23 protein-coding genes and 1 tRNA gene are annotated in these 19,468 nt (G+C 64.1%); 20 read left to right on the forward strand and 4 right to left on the reverse strand.

Features of this window, described 5'->3' with window-relative positions; all coding sequences use genetic code 11:
* Positions 1-14: 14 nt before the first annotated feature.
* The 13 genes from QJT78_RS05995 (at position 15) to QJT78_RS06055 (ending at position 13,257) form a co-directional block, all read left to right on the forward strand.
* A complete protein-coding gene (locus tag QJT78_RS05995; RefSeq protein WP_244433268.1) occupies positions 15-1,544 on the forward strand; it encodes a terminase TerL endonuclease subunit in 1,530 nt (509 codons plus the stop codon).
* A gap of 286 nt (positions 1,545-1,830) precedes the next feature.
* The gene (locus QJT78_RS06000; protein ID WP_028151740.1) at positions 1,831-2,235 is read left to right on the forward strand and encodes a DUF3168 domain-containing protein; all 405 of its coding nucleotides are present in this window, start codon (positions 1,831-1,833) and stop codon (positions 2,233-2,235) included.
* Between the two features lie 68 nt (positions 2,236-2,303).
* Positions 2,304-2,741 carry a phage tail tube protein gene (locus QJT78_RS06005; RefSeq protein WP_028151739.1) on the forward strand — a complete coding sequence of 146 codons (438 nt, stop codon included), beginning with the start codon at positions 2,304-2,306 and terminating at the stop codon, positions 2,739-2,741.
* Positions 2,741-3,133, forward strand: coding sequence for an HK97 gp10 family phage protein (locus QJT78_RS06010; protein ID WP_080586677.1), 393 nt, complete (start codon positions 2,741-2,743; stop codon positions 3,131-3,133). Before QJT78_RS06005 ends, QJT78_RS06010 begins: the two co-directional genes overlap by 1 nt.
* A 6-nt stretch (positions 3,134-3,139) precedes the next feature.
* The gene (locus tag QJT78_RS06015; RefSeq protein WP_049807755.1) at positions 3,140-3,568 is read left to right on the forward strand and encodes a gene transfer agent family protein; all 429 of its coding nucleotides are present in this window, start codon (positions 3,140-3,142) and stop codon (positions 3,566-3,568) included.
* Between the two features lie 176 nt (positions 3,569-3,744).
* Complete coding sequence (locus QJT78_RS06020) at positions 3,745-5,328, forward strand: hypothetical protein (RefSeq protein WP_157790433.1); 1,584 nt, start codon at positions 3,745-3,747, stop codon at positions 5,326-5,328.
* A 128-nt stretch (positions 5,329-5,456) separates the two neighbouring features.
* Complete coding sequence (locus tag QJT78_RS06025) at positions 5,457-5,900, forward strand: hypothetical protein (RefSeq protein WP_038953440.1); 444 nt, start codon at positions 5,457-5,459, stop codon at positions 5,898-5,900.
* A 28-nt stretch (positions 5,901-5,928) separates the two neighbouring features.
* Positions 5,929-6,273 (forward strand): hypothetical protein, encoded by a 345-nt coding sequence (locus QJT78_RS06030; RefSeq protein WP_155257947.1) that lies wholly within the window; start codon positions 5,929-5,931, stop codon positions 6,271-6,273.
* A complete protein-coding gene (locus QJT78_RS06035; RefSeq protein ID WP_028151736.1) occupies positions 6,273-6,800 on the forward strand; it encodes a DUF1833 family protein in 528 nt (175 codons plus the stop codon). The genes QJT78_RS06030 and QJT78_RS06035 overlap by 1 nt, the downstream gene beginning before the upstream one ends.
* Positions 6,797-7,213 carry a hypothetical protein gene (locus tag QJT78_RS06040; protein WP_028151735.1) on the forward strand — a complete coding sequence of 139 codons (417 nt, stop codon included), beginning with the start codon at positions 6,797-6,799 and terminating at the stop codon, positions 7,211-7,213. The genes QJT78_RS06035 and QJT78_RS06040 overlap by 4 nt, the downstream gene beginning before the upstream one ends.
* Positions 7,213-11,097 (forward strand): host specificity factor TipJ family phage tail protein, encoded by a 3,885-nt coding sequence (locus tag QJT78_RS06045; protein WP_038953441.1) that lies wholly within the window; start codon positions 7,213-7,215, stop codon positions 11,095-11,097. Before QJT78_RS06040 ends, QJT78_RS06045 begins: the two co-directional genes overlap by 1 nt.
* Positions 11,094-11,540 (forward strand): phage tail assembly chaperone, encoded by a 447-nt coding sequence (locus QJT78_RS06050; protein WP_038943955.1) that lies wholly within the window; start codon positions 11,094-11,096, stop codon positions 11,538-11,540. The genes QJT78_RS06045 and QJT78_RS06050 overlap by 4 nt, the downstream gene beginning before the upstream one ends.
* Positions 11,541-11,814: 274 nt before the next feature.
* Entirely contained in the window at positions 11,815-13,257 is a 1,443-nt protein-coding gene (locus tag QJT78_RS06055) for a hypothetical protein (RefSeq protein WP_038943954.1), read from the forward strand.
* Here QJT78_RS06055 and QJT78_RS06060 read toward each other — a convergent pair.
* Positions 13,221-14,348, reverse strand: coding sequence for an acyltransferase (locus QJT78_RS06060; protein ID WP_080586676.1), 1,128 nt, complete (start codon positions 14,346-14,348; stop codon positions 13,221-13,223). The genes QJT78_RS06055 and QJT78_RS06060 overlap by 37 nt on opposite strands.
* Before the next feature lie 97 nt (positions 14,349-14,445).
* Here QJT78_RS06060 and QJT78_RS06065 point away from each other — a divergent pair, with 97 nt between their 5' ends.
* The 7 genes from QJT78_RS06065 (at position 14,446) to QJT78_RS06095 (ending at position 17,471) form a co-directional block, all read left to right on the forward strand.
* A complete protein-coding gene (locus tag QJT78_RS06065) occupies positions 14,446-15,690 on the forward strand; it encodes a M15 family metallopeptidase (protein WP_049807752.1) in 1,245 nt (414 codons plus the stop codon).
* Entirely contained in the window at positions 15,687-15,956 is a 270-nt protein-coding gene (locus QJT78_RS06070; RefSeq protein ID WP_028151732.1) for a hypothetical protein, read from the forward strand. The genes QJT78_RS06065 and QJT78_RS06070 overlap by 4 nt, the downstream gene beginning before the upstream one ends.
* Positions 15,953-16,399 (forward strand): hypothetical protein, encoded by a 447-nt coding sequence (locus QJT78_RS06075; protein WP_028151731.1) that lies wholly within the window; start codon positions 15,953-15,955, stop codon positions 16,397-16,399. The genes QJT78_RS06070 and QJT78_RS06075 overlap by 4 nt, the downstream gene beginning before the upstream one ends.
* A gap of 123 nt (positions 16,400-16,522) precedes the next feature.
* Complete coding sequence (locus tag QJT78_RS06080; RefSeq protein WP_028151730.1) at positions 16,523-16,774, forward strand: hypothetical protein; 252 nt, start codon at positions 16,523-16,525, stop codon at positions 16,772-16,774.
* Positions 16,771-16,947: a hypothetical protein gene (locus QJT78_RS06085; RefSeq protein ID WP_155257946.1), complete on the forward strand. Its 177-nt coding sequence runs from the start codon at positions 16,771-16,773 to the stop codon at positions 16,945-16,947. Before QJT78_RS06080 ends, QJT78_RS06085 begins: the two co-directional genes overlap by 4 nt.
* A 30-nt stretch (positions 16,948-16,977) precedes the next feature.
* The gene (locus QJT78_RS06090; RefSeq protein WP_028151729.1) at positions 16,978-17,325 is read left to right on the forward strand and encodes a septal ring lytic transglycosylase RlpA family protein; all 348 of its coding nucleotides are present in this window, start codon (positions 16,978-16,980) and stop codon (positions 17,323-17,325) included.
* Positions 17,322-17,471 carry a hypothetical protein gene (locus QJT78_RS06095; RefSeq protein ID WP_155257945.1) on the forward strand — a complete coding sequence of 50 codons (150 nt, stop codon included), beginning with the start codon at positions 17,322-17,324 and terminating at the stop codon, positions 17,469-17,471. The genes QJT78_RS06090 and QJT78_RS06095 overlap by 4 nt, the downstream gene beginning before the upstream one ends.
* A 267-nt stretch (positions 17,472-17,738) precedes the next feature.
* Here the strand turns inward: QJT78_RS06095 and QJT78_RS53125 are convergent, their stop codons facing one another.
* From QJT78_RS53125 to QJT78_RS06110, 3 genes are all read right to left on the reverse strand, one after another.
* Positions 17,739-18,095 carry a hypothetical protein gene (locus QJT78_RS53125; RefSeq protein ID WP_309248054.1) on the reverse strand — a complete coding sequence of 119 codons (357 nt, stop codon included), beginning with the start codon at positions 18,093-18,095 and terminating at the stop codon, positions 17,739-17,741.
* Between the two features lie 284 nt (positions 18,096-18,379).
* Complete coding sequence (locus QJT78_RS06105; protein ID WP_038953443.1) at positions 18,380-18,607, reverse strand: hypothetical protein; 228 nt, start codon at positions 18,605-18,607, stop codon at positions 18,380-18,382.
* A 747-nt stretch (positions 18,608-19,354) separates the two neighbouring features.
* A tRNA-Arg gene (locus tag QJT78_RS06110) sits at positions 19,355-19,431 on the reverse strand.
* Between the last annotated feature and the right edge of the window lie 37 nt (positions 19,432-19,468).

A 19,468-nucleotide genomic window follows, 5' to 3' on the forward strand; every position in this document is an offset into this window, starting at 1 on the left:
ACCTGGTACGCGCCGTGTTCGGCAGCTGGGATCCCGTCAACCGGGTTCGGATGATCCGCGATTTCTTTGCGCTGGTGCCGAAGGGCTCGTCGAAAACGACCTATTCGGCGGCGCTGATGCTGGTCGCGATGCTGATGAACTATCGGCCGCGCGCGACGGCCTTGTTTATCGGCGAGACGCAGGCCGTCGCCGATCGCGCGTATGAGCAGGCGGTCGGCATGATCGAGGAGTCGCCGGATCTGCGTCGTCGCTTCAAGCCGCGCGACTACGACAAGACGATCGAGGATCTCGTCACGAAATCCGAGATCATGATCGCGAGTTTCGACCTCAAGATCCTGACCGGCGCGATGGCGCTGATCTTCGTCCTGCTCGACGAGCTGCATCTGCTCGGCAAGCGCGCGCACACGTCGCGCGTGCTGCGCCAGATCCGCGGCGGTCTCGACAAGACCGAGGAGGGTGTTCTCGTCATCACCACGACGCAGAGCGACGAGGCGCCGGCCGGCGCGTTCAAAAGCGAGCTCAAGTTCGTTCGCAACGTGCGTGACGGCGTCTATCGCGGAAAGGTCATACGCCCGACCTTGCCGCTGCTCTATGAGCTGCCGCGCGAAATCGCGACGCTGACGCGCGAGGAGCGCCGCGCGAACGTCGAGCCGCGCTGGATGAATCCGGAGCATTGGCCGATGGTGATGCCGAACATCAACCGGCCGATCACGGTCGCCTCGATGCTCGCCGAGTTCTCGAGCGAGCGCGAGAAGGGCGCCGAGGCCGTGCAGATCTGGGCCTCGCAACATCTCAATATCGAGATCGGCACGGGTACGGCGGACGATGGATGGAGCGCCGCCGATCTCTGGGATCAGCAGGTCGTCGAAACACTCGATCTCGAGTCGCTGCTCGCGCGCTGCGAAGTGGTCACGATGGGCGCCGATGGCGGCGGCCGCGACGATCTGCTCGGCTTCTCAGTGATCGGCCGAGAAAAGGAAACCCGGCATTGGCTGTCGTGGTCCTACGGCTGGGCAGATCCGATCGTGCTCGAGCGCCGCAAGGACATCGCCGGCCATCTCGAGGATTTTGAAAAAGAGGGTTCGTTTAGGATCCTCGACATCGGCGCCGCGCACGCCGACCTTGCGAGCTATGCCGCGCGCGTCGTCGATAGCGGGTTGCTGCCGGCGGAAAACGCGGTCGGCGTCGATCCGAACAGGGCGGGCGTGCTTTTTGAATTCCTGTTCGGCGCCGGCGTGACTGACGAGCAGCTACGGCGGCTGCTGCAGGGTCCGGCGCTGACGCCAGCGGTTTACGGAATCGATATCAAGCTCGCGCAGGGCACGTTCTGGCACGCCGACCAGGCGCTCATGAGCTGGTGCGTCGGCAATGCCAAGGTCGAGCAGCGCGGCAACGCCGACATGATCACGAAACAGGTCGCCGGCCGCGCCAAAATCGATCCGCTAATCGCGTTGCTGCAGGCCGGAATCCTCATGAGCTGGAATCCGGTCTCGAGCCGGAAAAACCTCGACGCCTTCCTCGCAAAACCCGTCATGGTGGTCTGATCAATGGGGCTAGTCTCTTGGACGGCGGCGAAGGCCGCGGCGGGCGCTTATCGCGTCTATGCGTCGAACCAGCTGCCAGGCTGGCGCGGCGAGTGTGCAATCATCGTCGGATCGATCCTCGCCATCCTTGGTCAGCTCGATCCGCGCCCAATCGGACGGATGCAGGAACAGGCCGCACCAGCGCGATCGGACGATTAACCTATCCGCGCGTTCCGGAGGCGGCCGTTCGCGAGATCCTCGCCGCCGGCGCCGGCGCCGGCGTCATCGTCGACCAGGACGCCAACCAATGAGAGATCCAAGCCTGCCGCTGCAGGATGCACTGATCAGGGCGCTGCGCGCCGAGGGCGTGCTGCCGATCGTCGGCAAGCGCGTCTATGACCAGGTGCAGAGCGCGCCTACCTATCCTTACGTGTCACTCGGCGACGGCCAGGTTTTGCCGGACAAAGCCGAGTGCATCGACGGCGTCGAGGTGTCGCTGCAAATCGACGTCTGGTCGCGCGGGGTCGGCTATGTCGAGGCGAAGCAGATCGGCGCCGCGATCATCGCGGCGCTCGACGATCAGCCGCTGACGGTCGACGGCTTCAACGTGACCGTGTTCGAGCTCGCCGACGCGCAATATTTGCGCGATCCCGATGGGCTGACGCGGCACGGCGCGATCACCTTTCGCGCGCTGCTCGAGGCCTCAACCTAGTTTGCGCCATGCGCGCGACGACCAGGCCGCGAATTCCCGCGGCCGTTTTCCAGTGAAGGGGAAAGACCATGGCGAAACCGACTGTCCTGCCCGGAACCAAACTGCTGCTGTTGCTCGGCGACGGCGCCAGCCCCGAAACCTTTGCCGAGCCGTGCGGCCTGACGACCAAGTCATTCGACCTGGCGGCCTCGACCAATACGACGGTACTGCCGGATTGCACGGATCCGGAAGCGGCCGCCTGGGAAGCGACCGACATCAATGCGCTCTCGGCCAGCGGCGCCGGGACCGGCGTCATGGCCGTCGAGGCGTTCACGAAGTGGAACGAATGGTTCCTGAGCGCCGAAGGCAAGAACATGCAGATCAAGCTCGATCACGCCGATCTCGGCCACTACGCCGGCTTCTTCAAGTTGACCAGCTTCAAGCTGGCCGGCACGCGCGGCAACAAGGTGACCGTCGACCTGTCGTTCAAGAATGACGGCGAAGTGACCTGGGTGGATGCGACGTGATGTCCGAGCCGGATGACGAGCTGCAGAGCTGGTTTTCCGGCTTGTCCTACAAGCTGAAACGCGAGCTCGCCGGCAAGCTGAAAGAGCAGGCCGACGAGCTCGCCAGCGCGATCAAGGCCGAGGCGCCGGTCGTCAGCGGCACGTTGCGCGACTCCGTCAAGGTGCGGCGCCGGCGCAATGAGCTCGAGCTCGAGGTCGTCGCCGGCGGCGAGACGACCAGCAAGGAAATCCGGGCCGGCGCCGGCGTCGATTACGATTATGCGCTGGCGATCGAGTACGGCACCACGGAGCGGCCGGCCGAGCCGTTTTTCTACAACACGGCGCGCAAGCTGATGCCGGACATTCAAGAGAACATCGAGCAGGCCGTCGCCGACGTGCTTGCCAAGGCGTGAGGGGTCATGAGCGCAAACGGATTGCGAACGATTGCATGGGCCGGCGGCGAGGATCAGTTCTGCCTCGCCAAGGTCGGCCTGATCCTCGATCTCGAGGCCAAATGCGAGGCCGGCATCGCGACCGTGATGACGCGGCTCGGATCCGGAACGTGGCGGCTTAACGATGTGCGCGAGCCGATCCGGCTCGGCCTGATCGGCGGCGGCATGGCGCCGGACGCTGCGATGAAAGCGGTCCGCAACCACGTCGACGAAAATCCGCTGACGTCGAGCGTGTTGCTTGCCTATGCGGTCATTGAGGCGGTCATGGTCGGCGTGCCCGACGATCCGGTCGGCAAGGATCCGGCGGCGGGCGATGACCAGGGAAAAGCCGAGCCGGCGGGGGCGCAGCAAACCGGCTTCACCACGACGACGGACGCCTCCGACGCTCCGAATTAATCGCGATCGGCGCGCGGTTCGGCTGGTCGCCGCGCGTCGTCGAGGATCTCTCGCTGTGGGAAATCGTCGCGTACATCGATGGGTATAACCGGGCGAACGCGGATCCGGAAAAACCGGAAGCGATGAGCGATGAGGATTTCGAGAACTTGCTCGCAAAGCACAAGGTTGGATGACTGATGCCTCCTCCGTCACTGCGGATCCCGATGCTGCTCAATATGGACGGCTTTCAAAAGAACATTGAAAGCGCCAAGGGGCTGACGTCGACCGCGACCAAGTACATCACTAAGCGATTCATTGACATGAATGCGTCGGTGCTTGCGACGCAGGGCGCATCGGGCGCGGCCGTGCTCGGCTTTCGCTCGATCCTCGGCGTGCTGGGGCCGCTCGGCCTGGCGATCTCGGGGATCGTCGGCGTCTTCAAGCTGATGAGCTACGCAACCGAGCTCGCCAAGGAGAAAATCGAGGAGTTCAACGAAACCGCGGAGAAGGCGGCAAAGGCGAATGTCTCGACCGATTTTTTCCAGCGCTTCACCAAGTCGGGCGAGCAGCTGCGGCTGACCGTCGACCAGGTCAATGAGGCGCTCGAGCGCTTCAACAACAGTTCGCGCGCCGCGCTCGGCGGGAGCGCTCTCGAGCAGCGCGTCGCCGAGCTGCAGAAGGCCGGCAATTTCGACGGCAACGCCGGCGCCGGCGCGTTGACGAGCGCGACGGATACCGAGACAAAGCTGCGCGCGACCGTGCAGCTGATCCGCGAAGCGTTTGAAGCCGGCCAGCGCCTGGCCGGTCTCGACATCGCCAAGAATGCCTTTGGTCCTGAGATTACCGATCGCCTGCGCCAGGATGCGACGTTCCTCGATCAGATGCTGTCGACCGCGCAGAAGCTGTCGGCCGACAAGATCGTTTCCGACGAGCAGGTCGGCCAGGCGATCGAGCTCAAGACGCGGCTAGAGGACGCGCAGAAGGTTCTCGCCGAGAAGTTCAAGCCGATCCAGGACGATCTGGCAAAGCTCGGTGTCAACTATCATCAGAGCTGGATCGAGATCATCGAGACGATGTCGTCGGCGGTGACGCAGGCCAATTCGCTCTATGACGCGATCAAGCGTCTGCCGGGCATCCTCGCTGATGCCGGATCGTCATCGTTCTGGACCAAGCTGACCGAAATCACTGGCGAGCTCGGCCTCAATTCGGATCCTAAAAGCCTCGGGATCATCTTTCCGGGCGAGCCTGGTTTCGCCGACGATCCCGCCAGGTCGAAGCTGGCGGCCGGCCTCAACAACCCGAACGCGGTCCGGCGCCAGATGCAGGACGCGATCGACGTGCAGACCAAGCTGCGCGGCGATAGTTCGATCGCGCCGGCGAAGGCGCAGGCCGACGTCAATGATCAATATGATCGGGCGATCGAGTCGCTGCAAAAGCACACGTCGCGGCTGCAGGCCGACACGCAAGCGGTCGGCTTAGGGGCCGGCGCGCTCGAGGAGTTTCGCGCACGTAGCGCGCTATTGACCGCGGCGCAGCAGGCCGGGATCCCTGTGCAGGGCGATACCGCGAAAAAGATCGACGAGATCGCGCGCGCCGCCGGCGCCGCCGGCGAGGCGCTGGCGAAAGCGCGGGTTGCCAGTGAAATCAAGTTTGGCGCCGGAACGGCGTTCCTGTCGCAGGAAGATGTCACGATCGCGCAGCAGCTGCGCGGGATCTATGGCGACAACATTCCGGCGGCGATGGCCTCGAGCGAGGCGGCTGCGCTGCCCTGGTCGATGTAAATCGCGAGATCGGATCGACGATCTCGAGCGGTCTAACCAGTTCGCTCGCCGACGCGGTCGACGGCACGCAAACCGCAGAGCAGGCCTTCGCCAGCTTTGCCAAGTCGACGCTGCGCGCGATCGAGGAGGTGATCATCAAGCTGCTCGTCGTCGGGCCGCTGATGCGTTCGCTGCAGGGCGGCCTGGGCGGCCTGTTCGGTGGCGGCAGCTTCGCGACCGATGGGATCGGCGGTTTCGGCCCGACCGCGCCGGTCGGGCAAAACGCAGCTGGGACCGACAGCTGGCGCGGCGGCGAAACCTGGGTCGGCGAGAGTGGTCCGGAAAAGGTGCGATTGCCGGCCGGCTCGCAGATCGTTCCGAACGATATCGCGCGGCAGCGGGGCGCGGACGGCGCGATCACCATCAACAATTACAGCGATGCCAAACCGACCGCTGCCAAGGCGCCGAATGGCGACGTTACGATTACGATCGAAAAATTTATGGATGACGCAGTCGGCAAATCCCTTTCCAGCGGAACCGGCCGGCGCGTGCTTGGCAATCAGTTCGGCGTCAAGCCGTTCACGGGGCAGTGACATGACAATCCCAGCATGGCCGGATGCGGTGCCGTATGCGCCCGACCTGAATTCGATCTCGCCGATCAAGCGAATGCTCGATCCCATTGCGACCGAAATGGAGGGGGGGAATGTTCGCCTTCGATCTCGGCCGGGGGACAATGTCGGCACCATCAGCCAGACCATTGTGATGAAGACCTCGGCCTTCGATGTTTTCGTCGCGTGGGTAAAGGACGATCTTGGCAACGGCACGTCGCGGTTTACCGCGCCTGTTCGCCTTGGTGCCGCGTTTGAAACGAAGGTCTGCCAGTTTTCCGGAGGTGCGCCGACCTTTCGCCCGGTCGGGGCCAGGGCTGTCGCCGTCAGCATGACACTCAGGGTTTACGACGTCTGATGCCAACGCATAACGAGGCCCTGCTCGAGGCCTACGCCTCCTGTCCGCCAGGCGCGCGCGTGTATTACACGCTCGAGATCTGGCAATCATCATTCGATCAGCCGGCGCGCGTGGTTGCCAATGTCGGTGACGACATGGCGCTCGGGATCGAGGTCGGCGCGCCGCGCAACGGTGGCGAGACCGTGACCTTCATTGCGTGTCCATTCGAGGCAAAATATCCGGAGCAGCGCGAGGGACAGCCGCCGTCGACTGCGATCAAGATCGACAATGTCGGTCGCGAGCTGGTGCCGAAGATCCGCGCGGCGCAGGGCGTGCGCGAGTATATCTCGGTTCTGTATCGCGAATATCTCGGCAGCGACCTGACCGAGCCGGCCTATGGCCCGGTCGAGTTTGAGCTGCGCGGGGCCAAAATGGTGGGCAATTCGCTGACCGGAACGGTGATGGTGAAAAGCCTGCAGAACAAGCGGTTTCCGCGCATCACCAAGAATTATGATTACGTCCAGTTTCCGAGCCTTCTGCCGACATGACGCAGCGTTCGGCCTTCCTGACACCATTGATAGGCGAGCCCTGGGCCTGGCAATCCCGCAACTGCTGGGATTTTGCCTGCCATGTGCAGCGCGAGCTGTTTGGGCGCGAGTTGCCCGGCGTCGCCGTGCCGTCCGATTTCTCGCGCCGCTGGGTGCTGGCCGAGTTCGATCGCAATCCGGAGCGGGCGAGGTGGGTCTCCGTTCCCAACGGTCCTGGCGGCCTTGTGGCGGCCGCGGACGGTGCGCTGGTGCTGATGGCTCATGCGCGCTTTCCCGCGCATGTCGGCGTCTGGCTGCGGCCTGAGGGCCGTGTGATCCATTGCGACGATAAGACGGGAGTTGCCTGCGAGGCGCCGCTGGCGCTTCGGCAAATGGGCTGGAAGCAATTGACATTCCTCGAGCCGAGAATCTGATGCACGGGACCGCAAGAAAACTGCCGGCTTCGCACACCGCCGAGCCTGCTAATACGCGCCGGCAGCGCCGGGCGAAACGCGCGCGAAGCCCGGTGCTGCATCTCGTCATGCCCGGCCTCGAGGTCGCGCATGCCGAGCCGCGGCCGCGCGAGACCGTGACGGCCTTCCTGCGCCGCACCGGCTGGGCAAAGCGCGATCCTGTCTATGGCTGGCAATTCCGGAAGGGGTTGCCGACCGTCCTCGAGATCAACGGCGAGGCGGTGCTGCGCAAGGGCTGGTCGCGTCGGCGCATCGCGGCCAAGGACAATGTGCGGTTCGTATCCTATCCGCTCGGCGGCGGCGGTGGCGGCGCCAAGCAGGTCATCGGCCTGGTCGCGCTGGTCGCGGTCGCTGCGTTTGCAACCGTTGTCACGGGCGGCGCTGCGGCCGGGCTGCTGGGGGCGGCGTTCGGCGCCGGCACCTTCGGCGCGGCGGCGCTCGGCGCCACGATCGCGGTCGGCGGTTCGCTTCTCGTCAATGCCCTGGTCATGCCCAAGGCCGGCGCGACCAATACGCCGGATGCGACGCAGGACCAGATCTATTCGGTCCAGGCGCAGGGCAACACGGCCAGGCTCGGCCAGCCGCTGCCGGTGTGGTACGGGCGGCTCAAGGCCTGCCCGGATTTCGCCGCGACGCCCTGGGGCGAATTCGTCGGCAACGATCAATTTCTCAACGTGCTGCTGTCGCCGACTATGGGCAGCATGGATTATGAGGCGCTTTATCTCGACGACACCGTGTTCTGGACGCCGGAGGATGGCATCTCGGCAACGTTCCCCGGTGCGCAGGTTGCATTCTATGAGCCGGGCGAAACCGTCACGCTGTTCCCGACCAATGTCGACCAGTCGGTCGAGGTATCGGGCCAGCAGCTGCCGGACGGTGGGGGTGATGAGGGCGGTCAGTACGATGCTGGCTTTGGGCCGCTCACCTATGGCGCGCCACTCGGCCCGTTTGTGGCTAACCCTGCAGGCACGCAGACGCAGGCGATCGCGATCGACGTCGTGTTTCCGGCCGGATGCTTCACCGTCAACCAGGACGATAATAATTGCGGCTATTCGAGGTGTACGCTCAAGGCGGAGTACGCGCCTTGCGATGATCTCGGCGTCGCGACCGGGCCATATGTCACGCTGTTCGAGATCACCAAGCAATTTAATTCGAGCTCGCCGGTGCGAGACACCACCAAGGTGGACGTCGCGCCCGGTCGTTACCTGGTGCGGCTCAGCCGCATGGGCATCAATTCGCAATCGAAATATGGCGTCGACACGGTGCTGTGGGCAGGCCTGCGCACGTTCCTGAAGGGCAGCAACTCATTCCCCGACGTCTCGACCGTCGCGATCCGGCTCAAGGCCTCGCAGTCGACGCAGGGCTCCTACAAGTTCGGCGTGCTCGGTACCCGCAAGCTGCTGGTCTGGACCGGCTCCACGTTCGAGTTGCAGGCTACCCGCAATCCGGCGTGGGCCTTCCTGGATGCCGCGACCAACTCGCAATATGGCTCCGGTCTGGCGATCTCAAAGACCGACTTCAACGCCGTGGTCAATCACGCCGCCGGCTGCGACAGCCGCGGCGATACCTTTGATTACCGCGTCTCGACTGCCATCGCAGTGCCTGAGGCGCTCGACAAGATCCTGACGGCGTCGCGAGCGCGGCATTTCTGGCTCGGCGACACTGTCTCGATCGTCCGCGACGAATGGCGTGACGTGCCGACCATGCTGCTGACCGATCGCGAGATCGTGCGGGATTCGACGCAGGTCGGTTTCACCATGCTTGGCGACGAAGATCCCGACGCCGTCATCGTCGAGTATATCGACGAGGAGACCTGGTTGCCGGCGCAGGTGCAGTATCCGCCGAGCGGCGACGGCTTTGTCGCGGCGAACGCCGAGCCCAAGCGCATCGATGGCGTCGTCAACCGCGACCAGGCGTTCCGCGAATGCGCGTTCTATTACCTGCAGTCGATCTACCGGCGCGAGACCGTCGAGCTCGGCGTCGAATATGAGGGCCGCGCGATCACCTTCGGCCAGGTGCTGCGTGTCCAGTCCGAGCTGCCGCAGAATTACGGCTATGGCGGTGAGGTGATCGATGTCAGCGGCCGCACCCTGACGCTCGATCCCGCGCCGACTTGGGATAGCGGACCGTTTTTTATTCGCCTGCGCCAGCCGAACGGGCAATCGTTCGGCCCGGTGCTGTGCACCGAGGGCGGCGATCCCTCGCTCGCCGTGCTGAATGCTGGCGGGCTGGCGGCCGCGGAGGCCGCGCAGTCGACGACGCTCGCGGCTGTGCTCGAGCGCGAGGACGGCGGCGAATATCCATCGTTCGAGCTCGGGACCGGCGTCAGCGAGTCAAAGCTTTGCGTCGTGCTCGGTGGCGTGCCGAACGGCGATAAGTGCACGCTATCTCTGGTCGTCGACGACGAGCGCGTGCATACGACTGACCTTGGATCGCCGCCGCTGCTGCCGTCGCCGCAATTCCCGTCCGATAGCAAGGTGCCGCTGATTGTCGGCATCAATGCCAATTTCGGGCAGGGCATTGCCGAGCCGAAGCTTTCGGCGAGCTGGTTTCCGTCCGCCGGCGCCGAGTACTACGTCGCCGACATCTCCTATGACGCCGGCGAGACCTGGGCGCAGGTGTATGAGGGCGCGGATAACCGGTTCGACCAGGTGGTGACGCTGGCGGCGCTGAGGGTGCGCGTCCAGGCCGTCACGCCCGGCAAGCTGCGCGGTCCCTACGCCACGGCCGACGTCTCCGCCCCGACGATCACGATCGCGAACAACACGGTCGCCTTGGAGTCGCTGATCGAGGGCATCAGGTACCAGGTCACGACGCTTCAGGACGCGCTGCGCGATCAGGTCCAGGAAGCGTTGAACCGCATCGCGTCTGTTGCGTCTGACATCGCCGCGCAGGGGCCTCTGGACAAGCAGGAGCTGCGATCGCAGCTTTCGGCGCGGTCAGACGCGGCCTTTGCTGAGATCGAGCGCGTCGACCTGGTCGCCGTCACGACCGAGGCTGCATTTGCGTCGTTCTCGGACACGGCAACGGCGACTTGGGGATCGACCACCGCATTTGTGCAGAATAGCGCAACGGCGATTGCGACGCTCGACGGCTATGCCGCGGCGTCATATGCGGTGACGCTCGACGTCAACGGTTATGCCACGGGCTTCAGCCTGGTGAACGGCGGCAGCGGCATCTCCACGTTCACTGTCGTCGCCGACAAATTCCAGATCCAGTTGCCGGCCTATAACGGCGGCGCGCCGGTGCCGGTGTTCACGGTCGGAACTCTCAACGGGGTTCCGGCAACCGGGCTAAGTGGCAACCTGTACCTCGATGGCACCTTCAACGTGAAGGCCATTGCGGCGGGTTCGATCGACGTCATCTATCTCAAGGCCAACTCGATCGACTCCGCGTCCGGCGTGATCAAGGCGCTCGGCGTCCAGTCGCTCAGCATTGGCGACAACGCGGTGACTGTGCCGGTCGTTCAAACGCTTGGCTCGAACGTTGCTGGCGCCGGTTTTGGCAACTGGGTGTCGTTTTTCAGCTTCAACATGTCGATAGATACGACGGGACTGTCGGGCAAGACTATCGTGGTTTACGTGAACGTGAACTCGATGTTTGCTAGCGGCTCTCCCGCTACAGAAACGGGACAATTCCGCCTCCTGCTCAATGGCGCTCAAGTTAATTACTATCAAGTGGCGCTACCAACCGGGCAAAGTGCGCTAACGCCCTTGTCCGGTGCCGTCGCAATTACGGGTACGGGCGGCAACGTATCTATTTCGATTGCGGCTCAAATCGGAGTTGCCAGTTCGTGCGGGATCTTGGCGGGTGCGACCATCTTTGCAATGGCGGCGAAGCGATGAACATTCATTACAACATCACGACCGGCCAGATCATGTCCTATGGCAACGGGGCAGATCACGGGGATGGTTTCGAGACGAGCCATTTTGAAGGCTGCAAGGTGTTGATCGCCGACAATCAACCGATCGATGCGCGGACGCAGATGGTCGATCCTGTCACTCTGACGATCGTGGCCAAGACGGAGCCGGATCCGGAGCCTGACCGGATGATCGATGTCGTGGTCGCCGTGCGGCGCGAGCTCGCCGACACCGACAAGTTTGTGTTGCCTGACTTTCCGATCGCCGAGGCGGCGCGCGCCGCGTGGGCCGGCTATCGCAAGGCGTTGCGGGATTCGTCGAAGGGCCGCACCACGCCGGCGGAGATGCTCGCGGCCATTCCCGCGCGTCCCGATGGCGCCGACGTTTTTGAATGGCTGCGATCGCAGCTGTCTGCGCCTGGCGCCTGATTTAATTTCCAACTCTCGAAAATGGTGAAGCGATGACAGCGCTTGTCAGTTACTCGACCGGCACGGTTTCCGTGGCGGCCGGCGGTACGATCGTCACGGGTGTCGGCGCGATCTGGTCGGGCACCAATGCACGGCCCGGTGATATTCTCCAGATCGGCAATTTTCAGTCGGTGATTTCCGACGTGACGGACGTGACGCACCTTGTCATTCCGCCCTGGGGCGGTGGGGCGCAGGCTGGCAAGTCTCGCCGCAGCGATTTGCCGGCGCGCAGGCGATGCAGACCGTCAACGAGCTCGTCGCCGCGCTCAACACGACCGGATTCTTTGTCTTCGTCGATGTCGGCCTGACCGAGCCGGATCCGTCGCTCGGCGATGATGGGCAGTATGCGTTTCAGCCGACGACGGGCAAGACATGGGCGAAGGTCGCCGGCGTCTGGACGTATCTTGGCATTTACAAGGGATTCAATTTCCGCGGCGCCTATGACAACACCGCGACCTATTCCTATGGCGATGTCCAGACGACGTCGGGGGCATCTTACGTCTATATCAACGAAACGCCGAGCGCCGGCCATCCGGCGCCGAACGCGACTTATTGGCAAGTGCTGGCAAGCGTCGGCGCGCCGGGCAACACCGGGCCGGCCGGCGCGGGCTATGGCGGCACGTCGACGACGTCGCGGACGATCGGCATGGGGTCGCAGGCCTTCGCCACGCAGGCCGGCCTGGCCTATCAGAACGGCGCGCGCGTGCGCGCCAGCTCGGCGGCGAACGCGTCAAATTGGATGGAGGGGCTCGCGACCTACAGCGGTACCGCGCTGACGATCAATGTTGACAAAACCAACGGCAGCGGAACGGCTGCCGACTGGAATCTCAATGTCGTCGGTCAGCCTGGTGCGGGCGATATGTCGAGCGCCAACAACCTGTCGGATGTGGCAAACAAGCCGCAAGCTCGGCAGAACCTCGGCGTCCCCGGCGTCCTTCGCGGTTATATCGACGGCTTGATCTTGTCGACGCCGGGATCATCCGCGACTCTTACGGTCTCGGCGGGTGTCGCAACCGACGACGGCGCATCTGACAGTCTGGTCAGTAGCGCCTCGCTCAACAAGACCACGTCAGGATGGGTTGCGACGACGAATGGCGGCGGCCTCGATACCGGATCGATCGCGCCGAATACCTGGTACCACTTTTTCATGATCAAGAATCCGACGTCCGGCGCGGTTGACGCGGTGTTTTCCCTTTCTGCGACAGCGCCAACGATGCCGAGCGGATACACGCTTAAGCGTCGGGTCGGCTCGGCAAAAACCGATGCCTCGTCGCAATGGGTTAAGTTTACGCAGGTTGGCAACGAATTTCACTGGTCTGCCAACGTCGCGGAGTTGGCCGCAGTTGCTCCGGCGAACAACACTGGCAACACGATCACGCTCGCCGGTGTTCCGCCTGGCGTCAGTGTGGAGGCACTGTTTCATGGCGCGTGCAATCCGGGCTCCAGCGCCAACGGCATATTGTTTACATCACTCGACGAGGCCGACGTCGGCGTTCTCGGTTTGTTCGGCGGCCGCAATGCGTCACTTTGGGCGCAAACGGCCGGCTCGTTTCAAACCGGCGATTTCCGCAAGCGAACGAATGCGCTCGCGCAGATCCGCTGGCGGGTGTTCGCGGCGCAAGGTGATGTCGGAATCTATCTTTACGGGTATGTCGATGCGCGGGGCCGAGACTCGTAGCCTTTGGGCGGCGCGTAACCGAAGCGTTCTTTCAATTTGAGGAAGGGCGTTTCGTAGTATCGGAACGAAAGAGCCGCAACGCCGAAGGTTGAGGCGAAAACGATCAGCATCCGCGTGTTCGCGCTGACGGGAATGTTCGTCGTCAAGACAAAGGCGGGGACGTGCCATAGGTAAAGGCCGTATGAGATCTTTCCGGTCCAGCGAAGCCAGCCAAGGCCTAGCAATCTGGAAAAGATGGCATGCGGTGCGACGATCGTCGAGCCGATCATCAGCGCAGCAAGCAGGCCGACAAGCGAGAAGCCCCATTGATAGTTTGATCCGTCGCTGACCATGTCGAATTGCGACAAGTAAAGGAAAAGGCTCAGCGCCGAAAATCCGACCAGGCCGGCGTAGCGGCGAACCTCGAGGTTTGCGGGGATGAGATTTTGATGTGCGAGCCAGGCAAGCGCCGCGCCCCACATAAGCCCGTCGACGCGCAGGTCGCTGCGGAAATAGATTTCCGGGGAGGGGCCGTGTTCCCAAAGCAGGGCGCGGCCGGCGGCAGGGGCGATGATGCCGGCGGCGAAAAAAGCGATCATCGCGATCCGCGGCGCTCGCAAGCGGAGCAGTAGCAGCAGCAGCGCCGGCCACACCAGATAGAATTGCTCCTCGACCGAGAGCGACCAGTAATGGCTCAGCATGTGGTTGTGAAAATATCCGACGCCGCTCGTGTAGAGGTCGACCAGGCGCCAGTTAAACACATAGAGCAGAACGGCCGTCGCATCCTTAAGGCGGCCGTGGAGCTCCTCGGCCGGCTGAATGAAGGGCGCGGCGGCCGTGGCAAACAGAAGCACTGAGAAGGCCGCCGGGAACAGCCGGCAGGCTCGGCGCAAGTAAAAATGAGGGATGCTGATCCGGCCCGTCGATCGCCATTCGTTGAGCAGAATCGACGTGATCAGGAAGCCGCTCAGCACGAAGAAAAGATCGACGCCGATGTGACCGCCATGCAGCTGATAGGTCGGCGGCGCGTGACACAAGATCACGACTAGAACGGCGATCCCGCGAAGCCCGTCCAGCGCTGGGACGTGCCAGTGTTGTTCTTTGGAACCCATTTTTCCCCCGGCAGGTGGGGTTCGTCCTTACCCCATTACAACCGTTCCGAGCAAGCCTCGACGGCACGCTTTCCGCAATGCATTTGGAGAACGATCGATGTCGCAAGTGACGTGGCCGAAAGACACGCAAGCCGCGCGGAACGCCTTCTATGGGGATCCAGGCAAGGGGCAGATCGCGCCGCAGATGGTGCCGGTCGTGCCGCCGTTCGCCATGTATTACGAGGGCAGGCGGGTTAAGGCGATCCAGTTCCATCGCAAGGCCGCGCCGGCGCTGCTCGCGGCGCTCAACGAAATTTGGGACTATTGCGGTCGCGATCAGAAAAAGATCGATGCGGCCGGCGTCTCGAATTACGCCGGCGCCTACTATCATCGCATGGTGCGCGGGTCCTCGACGAAGTGGTCGAACCATGCCTATGCCGCGGCGATCGATCTCAACGCCGGCGAGAATGCGCTCGGCGTCAAAAAGGGGACGATGCCGCATTTCGTTGTCGACGCCTTCTGTCGGCAAGGCGCGATGTGGGGCGGCTGGTACACGTCGCGGCCGGATTGGATGCATTTTGAATTCGTCGACAACGGCGGTCGCAAGCCGAAATCGGCGGCGCCTGCGTTCGGGCGTGTGGTGATGCTCGCGCATCCCGAAACCGGCGCGCCGGTCGACGAGCTCGAGGATCCGGCGCCGGCGAGCTCGCCGCCGGCCGCGCCGCCGAATGTGCAGCCGCTCGATCCCGATGTGCGCGGCGATGCCGTGCTGTACGACGTGCAGCGGCGCCTCAAGGCGCGGCGCTATTCGCCTGGCGTGCTCGATGGGCGCTGGGGCAGCGGCACCAGCGGCGCGCTGTCTGGCTTCATGAATGATCGCGGCCTCGCGCTGGTGCTGCCGTCCTCGGTCGACGAATTCCACGGCATCGCCGACCAGGTGCGCGCCGAGCTCGCCAGGGCAGAGACCGAGATCCAGCCGGACGGCAGCATTGGCTGGTATCGGCCGGTCAGCGCGGCGCGCGCCGGCGCGGATCCCAAGATCGTGACGCAGCTCGCGCCGGAAGTGGTGCCGGCCAGGCGCAATTTCCTGGTCGCGCTGTGGAGCTCGATCGCCGCAGGCGCCGGCGCCGTGTGGCAGACCGTCAGCGATTCCGTCACGCGCGCCTGGGATTTTTTCACCGATCATCGCGACGTCGTCGACGATCATCCGGGCCTGGTGTCGACGGTGTGGGAACACGTCGCGGCGCTGCCGTCAGGCGTCTGGCTTCTGCTCGGCGCCGGCGGCCTCGCATTCATCGCTTACAATTCCTGGCGCGCGATCAAGACGTCGACGCTCGCCGTCACAACGGGGGAACGGCAATGATCTATCTCAAGGCGGTCATGGCGGCGCTGCAGGCGTCCGGCCTGGTCGCGAAGTTGATCGCGGCGGCCGTCGCGGCGCTCGCGCTGCTCGCCGCCTATGGCGTCTGGCATCACCAGGTTTACCGATCGGGCTACGTGCGCGCGCTCGCCGACATCGCGGCCGAAGATGCGCGCGCGATCGGCGAGGCGACCGAGCTGCGCAAGACCTGGCGCGCGTGTCGCGACCGCGGCGGCCGCTGGATCCAAAGCGAGGGGAGGTGCGCATGACCAGGCTTGTCGCTCTGGCGCTGCTCGCGCTGTTCCTGGCCGGCTGCGGTCATTCCGGTCCGCGCTCGATCGCCGGCGGCGAGTGCCGGATCTTTGAGGCGCCGCAGTATGAGGTGCGCGGCAAACGCGCCTATGACCAGGACTGGATCGATAGCCAGGTCGAGGGCGGCGTCGGCGGTTGTCATTGGCATCGGCCGGCGCCGCGGCCGGCCTCGATCGACGCCGGCACGGCTGCGGCACCAGGCGCCGCCAAGCCGGCCGGGCGCCGCGGCGTCATTGCGCGGATCCGCGATCGCGTGCTGCCGGCGAGGGCGCAATTCCCGGCAGCTGCGCCGCCGATCGAGCCAGTGCCGGCGATCGCGCCGCCGGCGCCGCCGCAACCCGCGCCGGCGCCGCCGCGCAGCGCGATCGACCGGCTGCTGCAGCCGCGCGACGACGATTGAGACGAAAGCGGACCGGCCGGCCGCGTCAACGGCCGGCCGGTCCTAACCCGCGTGAAGCGTCAGACCTTCAAGCAGGCTGGGAGTGATCCTGGCTTAAATGCCTTAACAGCCGGGAAACGGGGAATGAGCGAGCTCGCGCAGGAAATTACCAAGCTGGGCGTCGGCAGCGTGATCTGCCTGGTGCTGCTGTGGGTGATCTACAAATCGGAAAAACGGGAAGCGGCGAAAGATCAGCGGATCCAGATGCTCGAGAACAAGTTGACCGAGAGTTACGACGAGCGGATCGCGGCCGCCGATAGCATCGCGGAATCAAACGTCGGGCTGCGCAGTGCGCTCGACGCATTGACGGCGGAAATCAGGGCGAGGCTTAGATGAGAGCGATCCTCAACAATATTCGCCGGATCCTGTTCGACGACGGCCGCGACGATCGCGATTTTACCGAGCAGGAGCAACGCCTGCAGGAAGTTCTCGCGCATCTGCACAGCGCGACCAACAGCGTCAAGAAAGGCGCCGAGCTGCTCGCCGACCTGATCAAGGCGCGCGGTTAGACTCCGCATCACCAAAAGGAAATCTGAAACATGAAAACCGCTTTTGCCGCGGCGCTCGCGCTCGCCTGTCTGGTCTCGAGCGCGGCCGCGGCCGAGATCTGCGAGGCCTCGCAATACGGCGTCGGCGATGGCTACCACGGCCGCCGCACGGCGTCCGGCGCCAGGTTCAACACGTTCGCGCGGGCGCCGTTCACGATCGCGCACAAGACGCTGCCGTTCGGCCGCGAGGTGACGATCACCAATCTCGCCAACGGCCGCGCGATCCGCGCCGTGGTGACCGATCGCGGGCCGTTCGTCCGCGGCCGCTGCGTCGATCTCGGCTGCGCCGGCGCCGATGCGCTCGGCATGGGCGGCACGGCCAGGGTCAGCGTGCAATGAGCGCCGATCGCTGCCAGGGCTGCACGCGCGTCGCGGGCGCGATCGGCGCGCTGCTGATCTCGCCGATCGCGCTGGTCTATGTGCTCTGGCTCGCCGTCTACGGCGTGACCGATCGGCGGCGCCGGCGCCGGCGGGGGTTGCCTTGATCGGCCAGCTCGAGGCGATGGCGATCGCCGCAATCATCCTGCTCGTCGCCTGGGTCGTCGAGGCCTGGCTCGAGAGTTGACGGATCCGGCCGGCCGCGTTGCTGCCGCGGTCGACCGCAGCGCCGCCTGGTTGGGGGATCAGGAGGTGCGAGAAACCCGCCACGGGCGACCGTGGCGGGTTTTTTCATGCTCGAGGCGACCGAGTGGCGGGCGGGGTGGTTTTAACGCATTAGCGGGCCGCGCTGCGAATCCTGGCGCCGGTCTGTTTTATTCAAACCGGCGCGACATTGCCGGATGCGCGCGGTTCTTGACCTTGATCCAGTCGCATGTGCGCGGCCGATAGCGCCGCTCGCGATGCTTTGAGACGAGTCCCTCGAGGCCCATCTCGCAAGCGGCCGCGAACAGATCCGGGCCGATCGCGCCTGGCTCGAATGGCGCCACGAAGATGCCTTCGGCGCGGCCGCGCAGCAGCTTGCCGAGCTCGGCCTTGCGCTCGAATAGCGGCAGCTGGCGCAAATCGTCGCCGGCGAGGCCGACCAGGTCGAAGGCGTAGAGCTGCGCCTCGGCGTTGTGGCGGCCGGAATGCAGCGCGTCGAAATCCGAGACGCCGCGGAGGTCGAGCACGACGATCTCGCCGTCGATCGCGAATCCTCCTGGCGCATCTTGCGCGCGGTGTCGGTGATGAAGGGGAAGCGCCAGGTCCAGTCGAGGCCGGCCTTGGACTCGAGCCGGACGCGATCGCCGGCGCGCACCAGGCGGGCGCGGTATCCGTCATATTTGATTTCGTGGATCCAGTCGGGGCCGGATGGCACGGCCTTGGCGGCCTTGGGAACGCAAAACTCAAAGGGTCGCATGGGGCGCAGATAAGCATCGCCGGCGCCGTGTCAACGCGCCGGCGGCCGCCAGGCTTAAGGCGCCTCGGCGGCCTCGAGCTCGGCGACCAGGCGGCGCACCTTCGCCGGCGTCAGCAGCGGCAGCAGCAGCTCGACCGCGCGCGGGATCTCGAGCGGCTCGCGCTGGCGCAGCCATTTGCGCACGGTCAGCGGGCTGACGCGGATCAAGCGCGCAAAACCCTGCTGCGAGATCTCGAGCCGCGCCAGGTGGGCGCGGAAGGCGTCGGGCGTCATCCTGATCATGCGGCTTCGTTTGCGAGCTCGATGATCGCCGCTGCCTTGGCGTCGACCAAGCGCGAGAATTTTCGCTCGAGGATCCGGCCGGACGATGGCTAAATCACCTTAATTTTGTTCACCTTATCAAAAAGGAAGGTGACCGCATAAATCGTCAGTGTGACGTAGTGGAAAACGAAGAAAAACGAGCCGAATAGGGCAGCATTGTACACGTAGGTGAACCGGGCCGCATCTGTCACGGTCGTCGAGAGGTCAATCCCCGCAGCAAACATATAGATGAGGACGTAGGCGATCCCGAGTGAACACAGATAACTGCGACATCAACGGCTGGGAGACGCCCCATCGCCATTTTCATTAGAACGATATGCCCGGACACTCACGCCCCCCGTTTGGTGCAATTGTAGCAGGGCACAACCAAGCCTGGCAGACCGACGAAAGTCCAGAAAACAGACCTTGTTTTGCACGAAAATCGTGCAGCCGGCGCTTTGCGCCACGGCGCAACCTTCATTGGGCGAAACAGACGACATAGCGCTTTATGCGCTACTTTCATACACAGATTGTGTACGTATCTGGAATGCCAGCGCCGCGCGCGTTTCGCTGTGCGAAATCAGTTCGGGAATTAGTTCGGTAATTTTGCCCGACATCGGGCGACATTGGCCGGCTTTGTCCGGCATTCGTTCTAGTCGATCCGTGTACTAACAAAATTTCGCGAGCGGCTTAAGCCTTGGAATTACTTGGCTTTTTGCCTTGGAAAAATGGCGATCCCAGCAGGACTCGAACCTGCAACCCGCGGAGTAGAAATCCGCTACTCTATCCAGTTGAGCTATGGGACCGTCTTGATGCCGGCCTCGGCTGCCGCCTGCCGGTCTT

Source organism: Bradyrhizobium sp. Mp27 (genome assembly GCF_029953005.1).
Classification (GTDB): Bacteria; Pseudomonadota; Alphaproteobacteria; order Rhizobiales; family Xanthobacteraceae; genus Bradyrhizobium; species Bradyrhizobium barranii.

Excerpts from the sequence above, each read along its gene's own strand:
- QJT78_RS06000 (WP_028151740.1), top strand. The coding sequence starts at position 1,831 with ATGAGAGATCCAAGCCTGCCGCTGCAGGATGCACTGATCAGGGCGCTG.
- QJT78_RS06005 (WP_028151739.1), top strand. The coding sequence starts at position 2,304 with ATGGCGAAACCGACTGTCCTGCCCGGAACCAAACTGCTGCTGTTGCTC.
- QJT78_RS06010 (WP_080586677.1), top strand. The coding sequence starts at position 2,741 with ATGTCCGAGCCGGATGACGAGCTGCAGAGCTGGTTTTCCGGCTTGTCC.
- QJT78_RS06015 (WP_049807755.1), top strand. The coding sequence starts at position 3,140 with ATGAGCGCAAACGGATTGCGAACGATTGCATGGGCCGGCGGCGAGGAT.
- QJT78_RS06020 (WP_157790433.1), top strand. The coding sequence starts at position 3,745 with ATGCCTCCTCCGTCACTGCGGATCCCGATGCTGCTCAATATGGACGGC.
- QJT78_RS06035 (WP_028151736.1), top strand. The coding sequence starts at position 6,273 with ATGCCAACGCATAACGAGGCCCTGCTCGAGGCCTACGCCTCCTGTCCG.
- QJT78_RS06040 (WP_028151735.1), top strand. The coding sequence starts at position 6,797 with ATGACGCAGCGTTCGGCCTTCCTGACACCATTGATAGGCGAGCCCTGG.
- QJT78_RS06045 (WP_038953441.1), top strand. The coding sequence starts at position 7,213 with ATGCACGGGACCGCAAGAAAACTGCCGGCTTCGCACACCGCCGAGCCT.
- QJT78_RS06050 (WP_038943955.1), top strand. The coding sequence starts at position 11,094 with ATGAACATTCATTACAACATCACGACCGGCCAGATCATGTCCTATGGC.
- QJT78_RS06055 (WP_038943954.1), top strand. The coding sequence starts at position 11,815 with ATGCAGACCGTCAACGAGCTCGTCGCCGCGCTCAACACGACCGGATTC.
- QJT78_RS06060 (WP_080586676.1), bottom strand. The coding sequence starts at position 14,348 with ATGGGTTCCAAAGAACAACACTGGCACGTCCCAGCGCTGGACGGGCTT.
- QJT78_RS06065 (WP_049807752.1), top strand. The coding sequence starts at position 14,446 with ATGTCGCAAGTGACGTGGCCGAAAGACACGCAAGCCGCGCGGAACGCC.
- QJT78_RS06070 (WP_028151732.1), top strand. The coding sequence starts at position 15,687 with ATGATCTATCTCAAGGCGGTCATGGCGGCGCTGCAGGCGTCCGGCCTG.
- QJT78_RS06075 (WP_028151731.1), top strand. The coding sequence starts at position 15,953 with ATGACCAGGCTTGTCGCTCTGGCGCTGCTCGCGCTGTTCCTGGCCGGC.
- QJT78_RS06080 (WP_028151730.1), top strand. The coding sequence starts at position 16,523 with ATGAGCGAGCTCGCGCAGGAAATTACCAAGCTGGGCGTCGGCAGCGTG.
- QJT78_RS06085 (WP_155257946.1), top strand. The coding sequence starts at position 16,771 with ATGAGAGCGATCCTCAACAATATTCGCCGGATCCTGTTCGACGACGGC.
- QJT78_RS06090 (WP_028151729.1), top strand. The coding sequence starts at position 16,978 with ATGAAAACCGCTTTTGCCGCGGCGCTCGCGCTCGCCTGTCTGGTCTCG.
- QJT78_RS06095 (WP_155257945.1), top strand. The coding sequence starts at position 17,322 with ATGAGCGCCGATCGCTGCCAGGGCTGCACGCGCGTCGCGGGCGCGATC.
- QJT78_RS06105 (WP_038953443.1), bottom strand. The coding sequence starts at position 18,607 with ATGATCAGGATGACGCCCGACGCCTTCCGCGCCCACCTGGCGCGGCTC.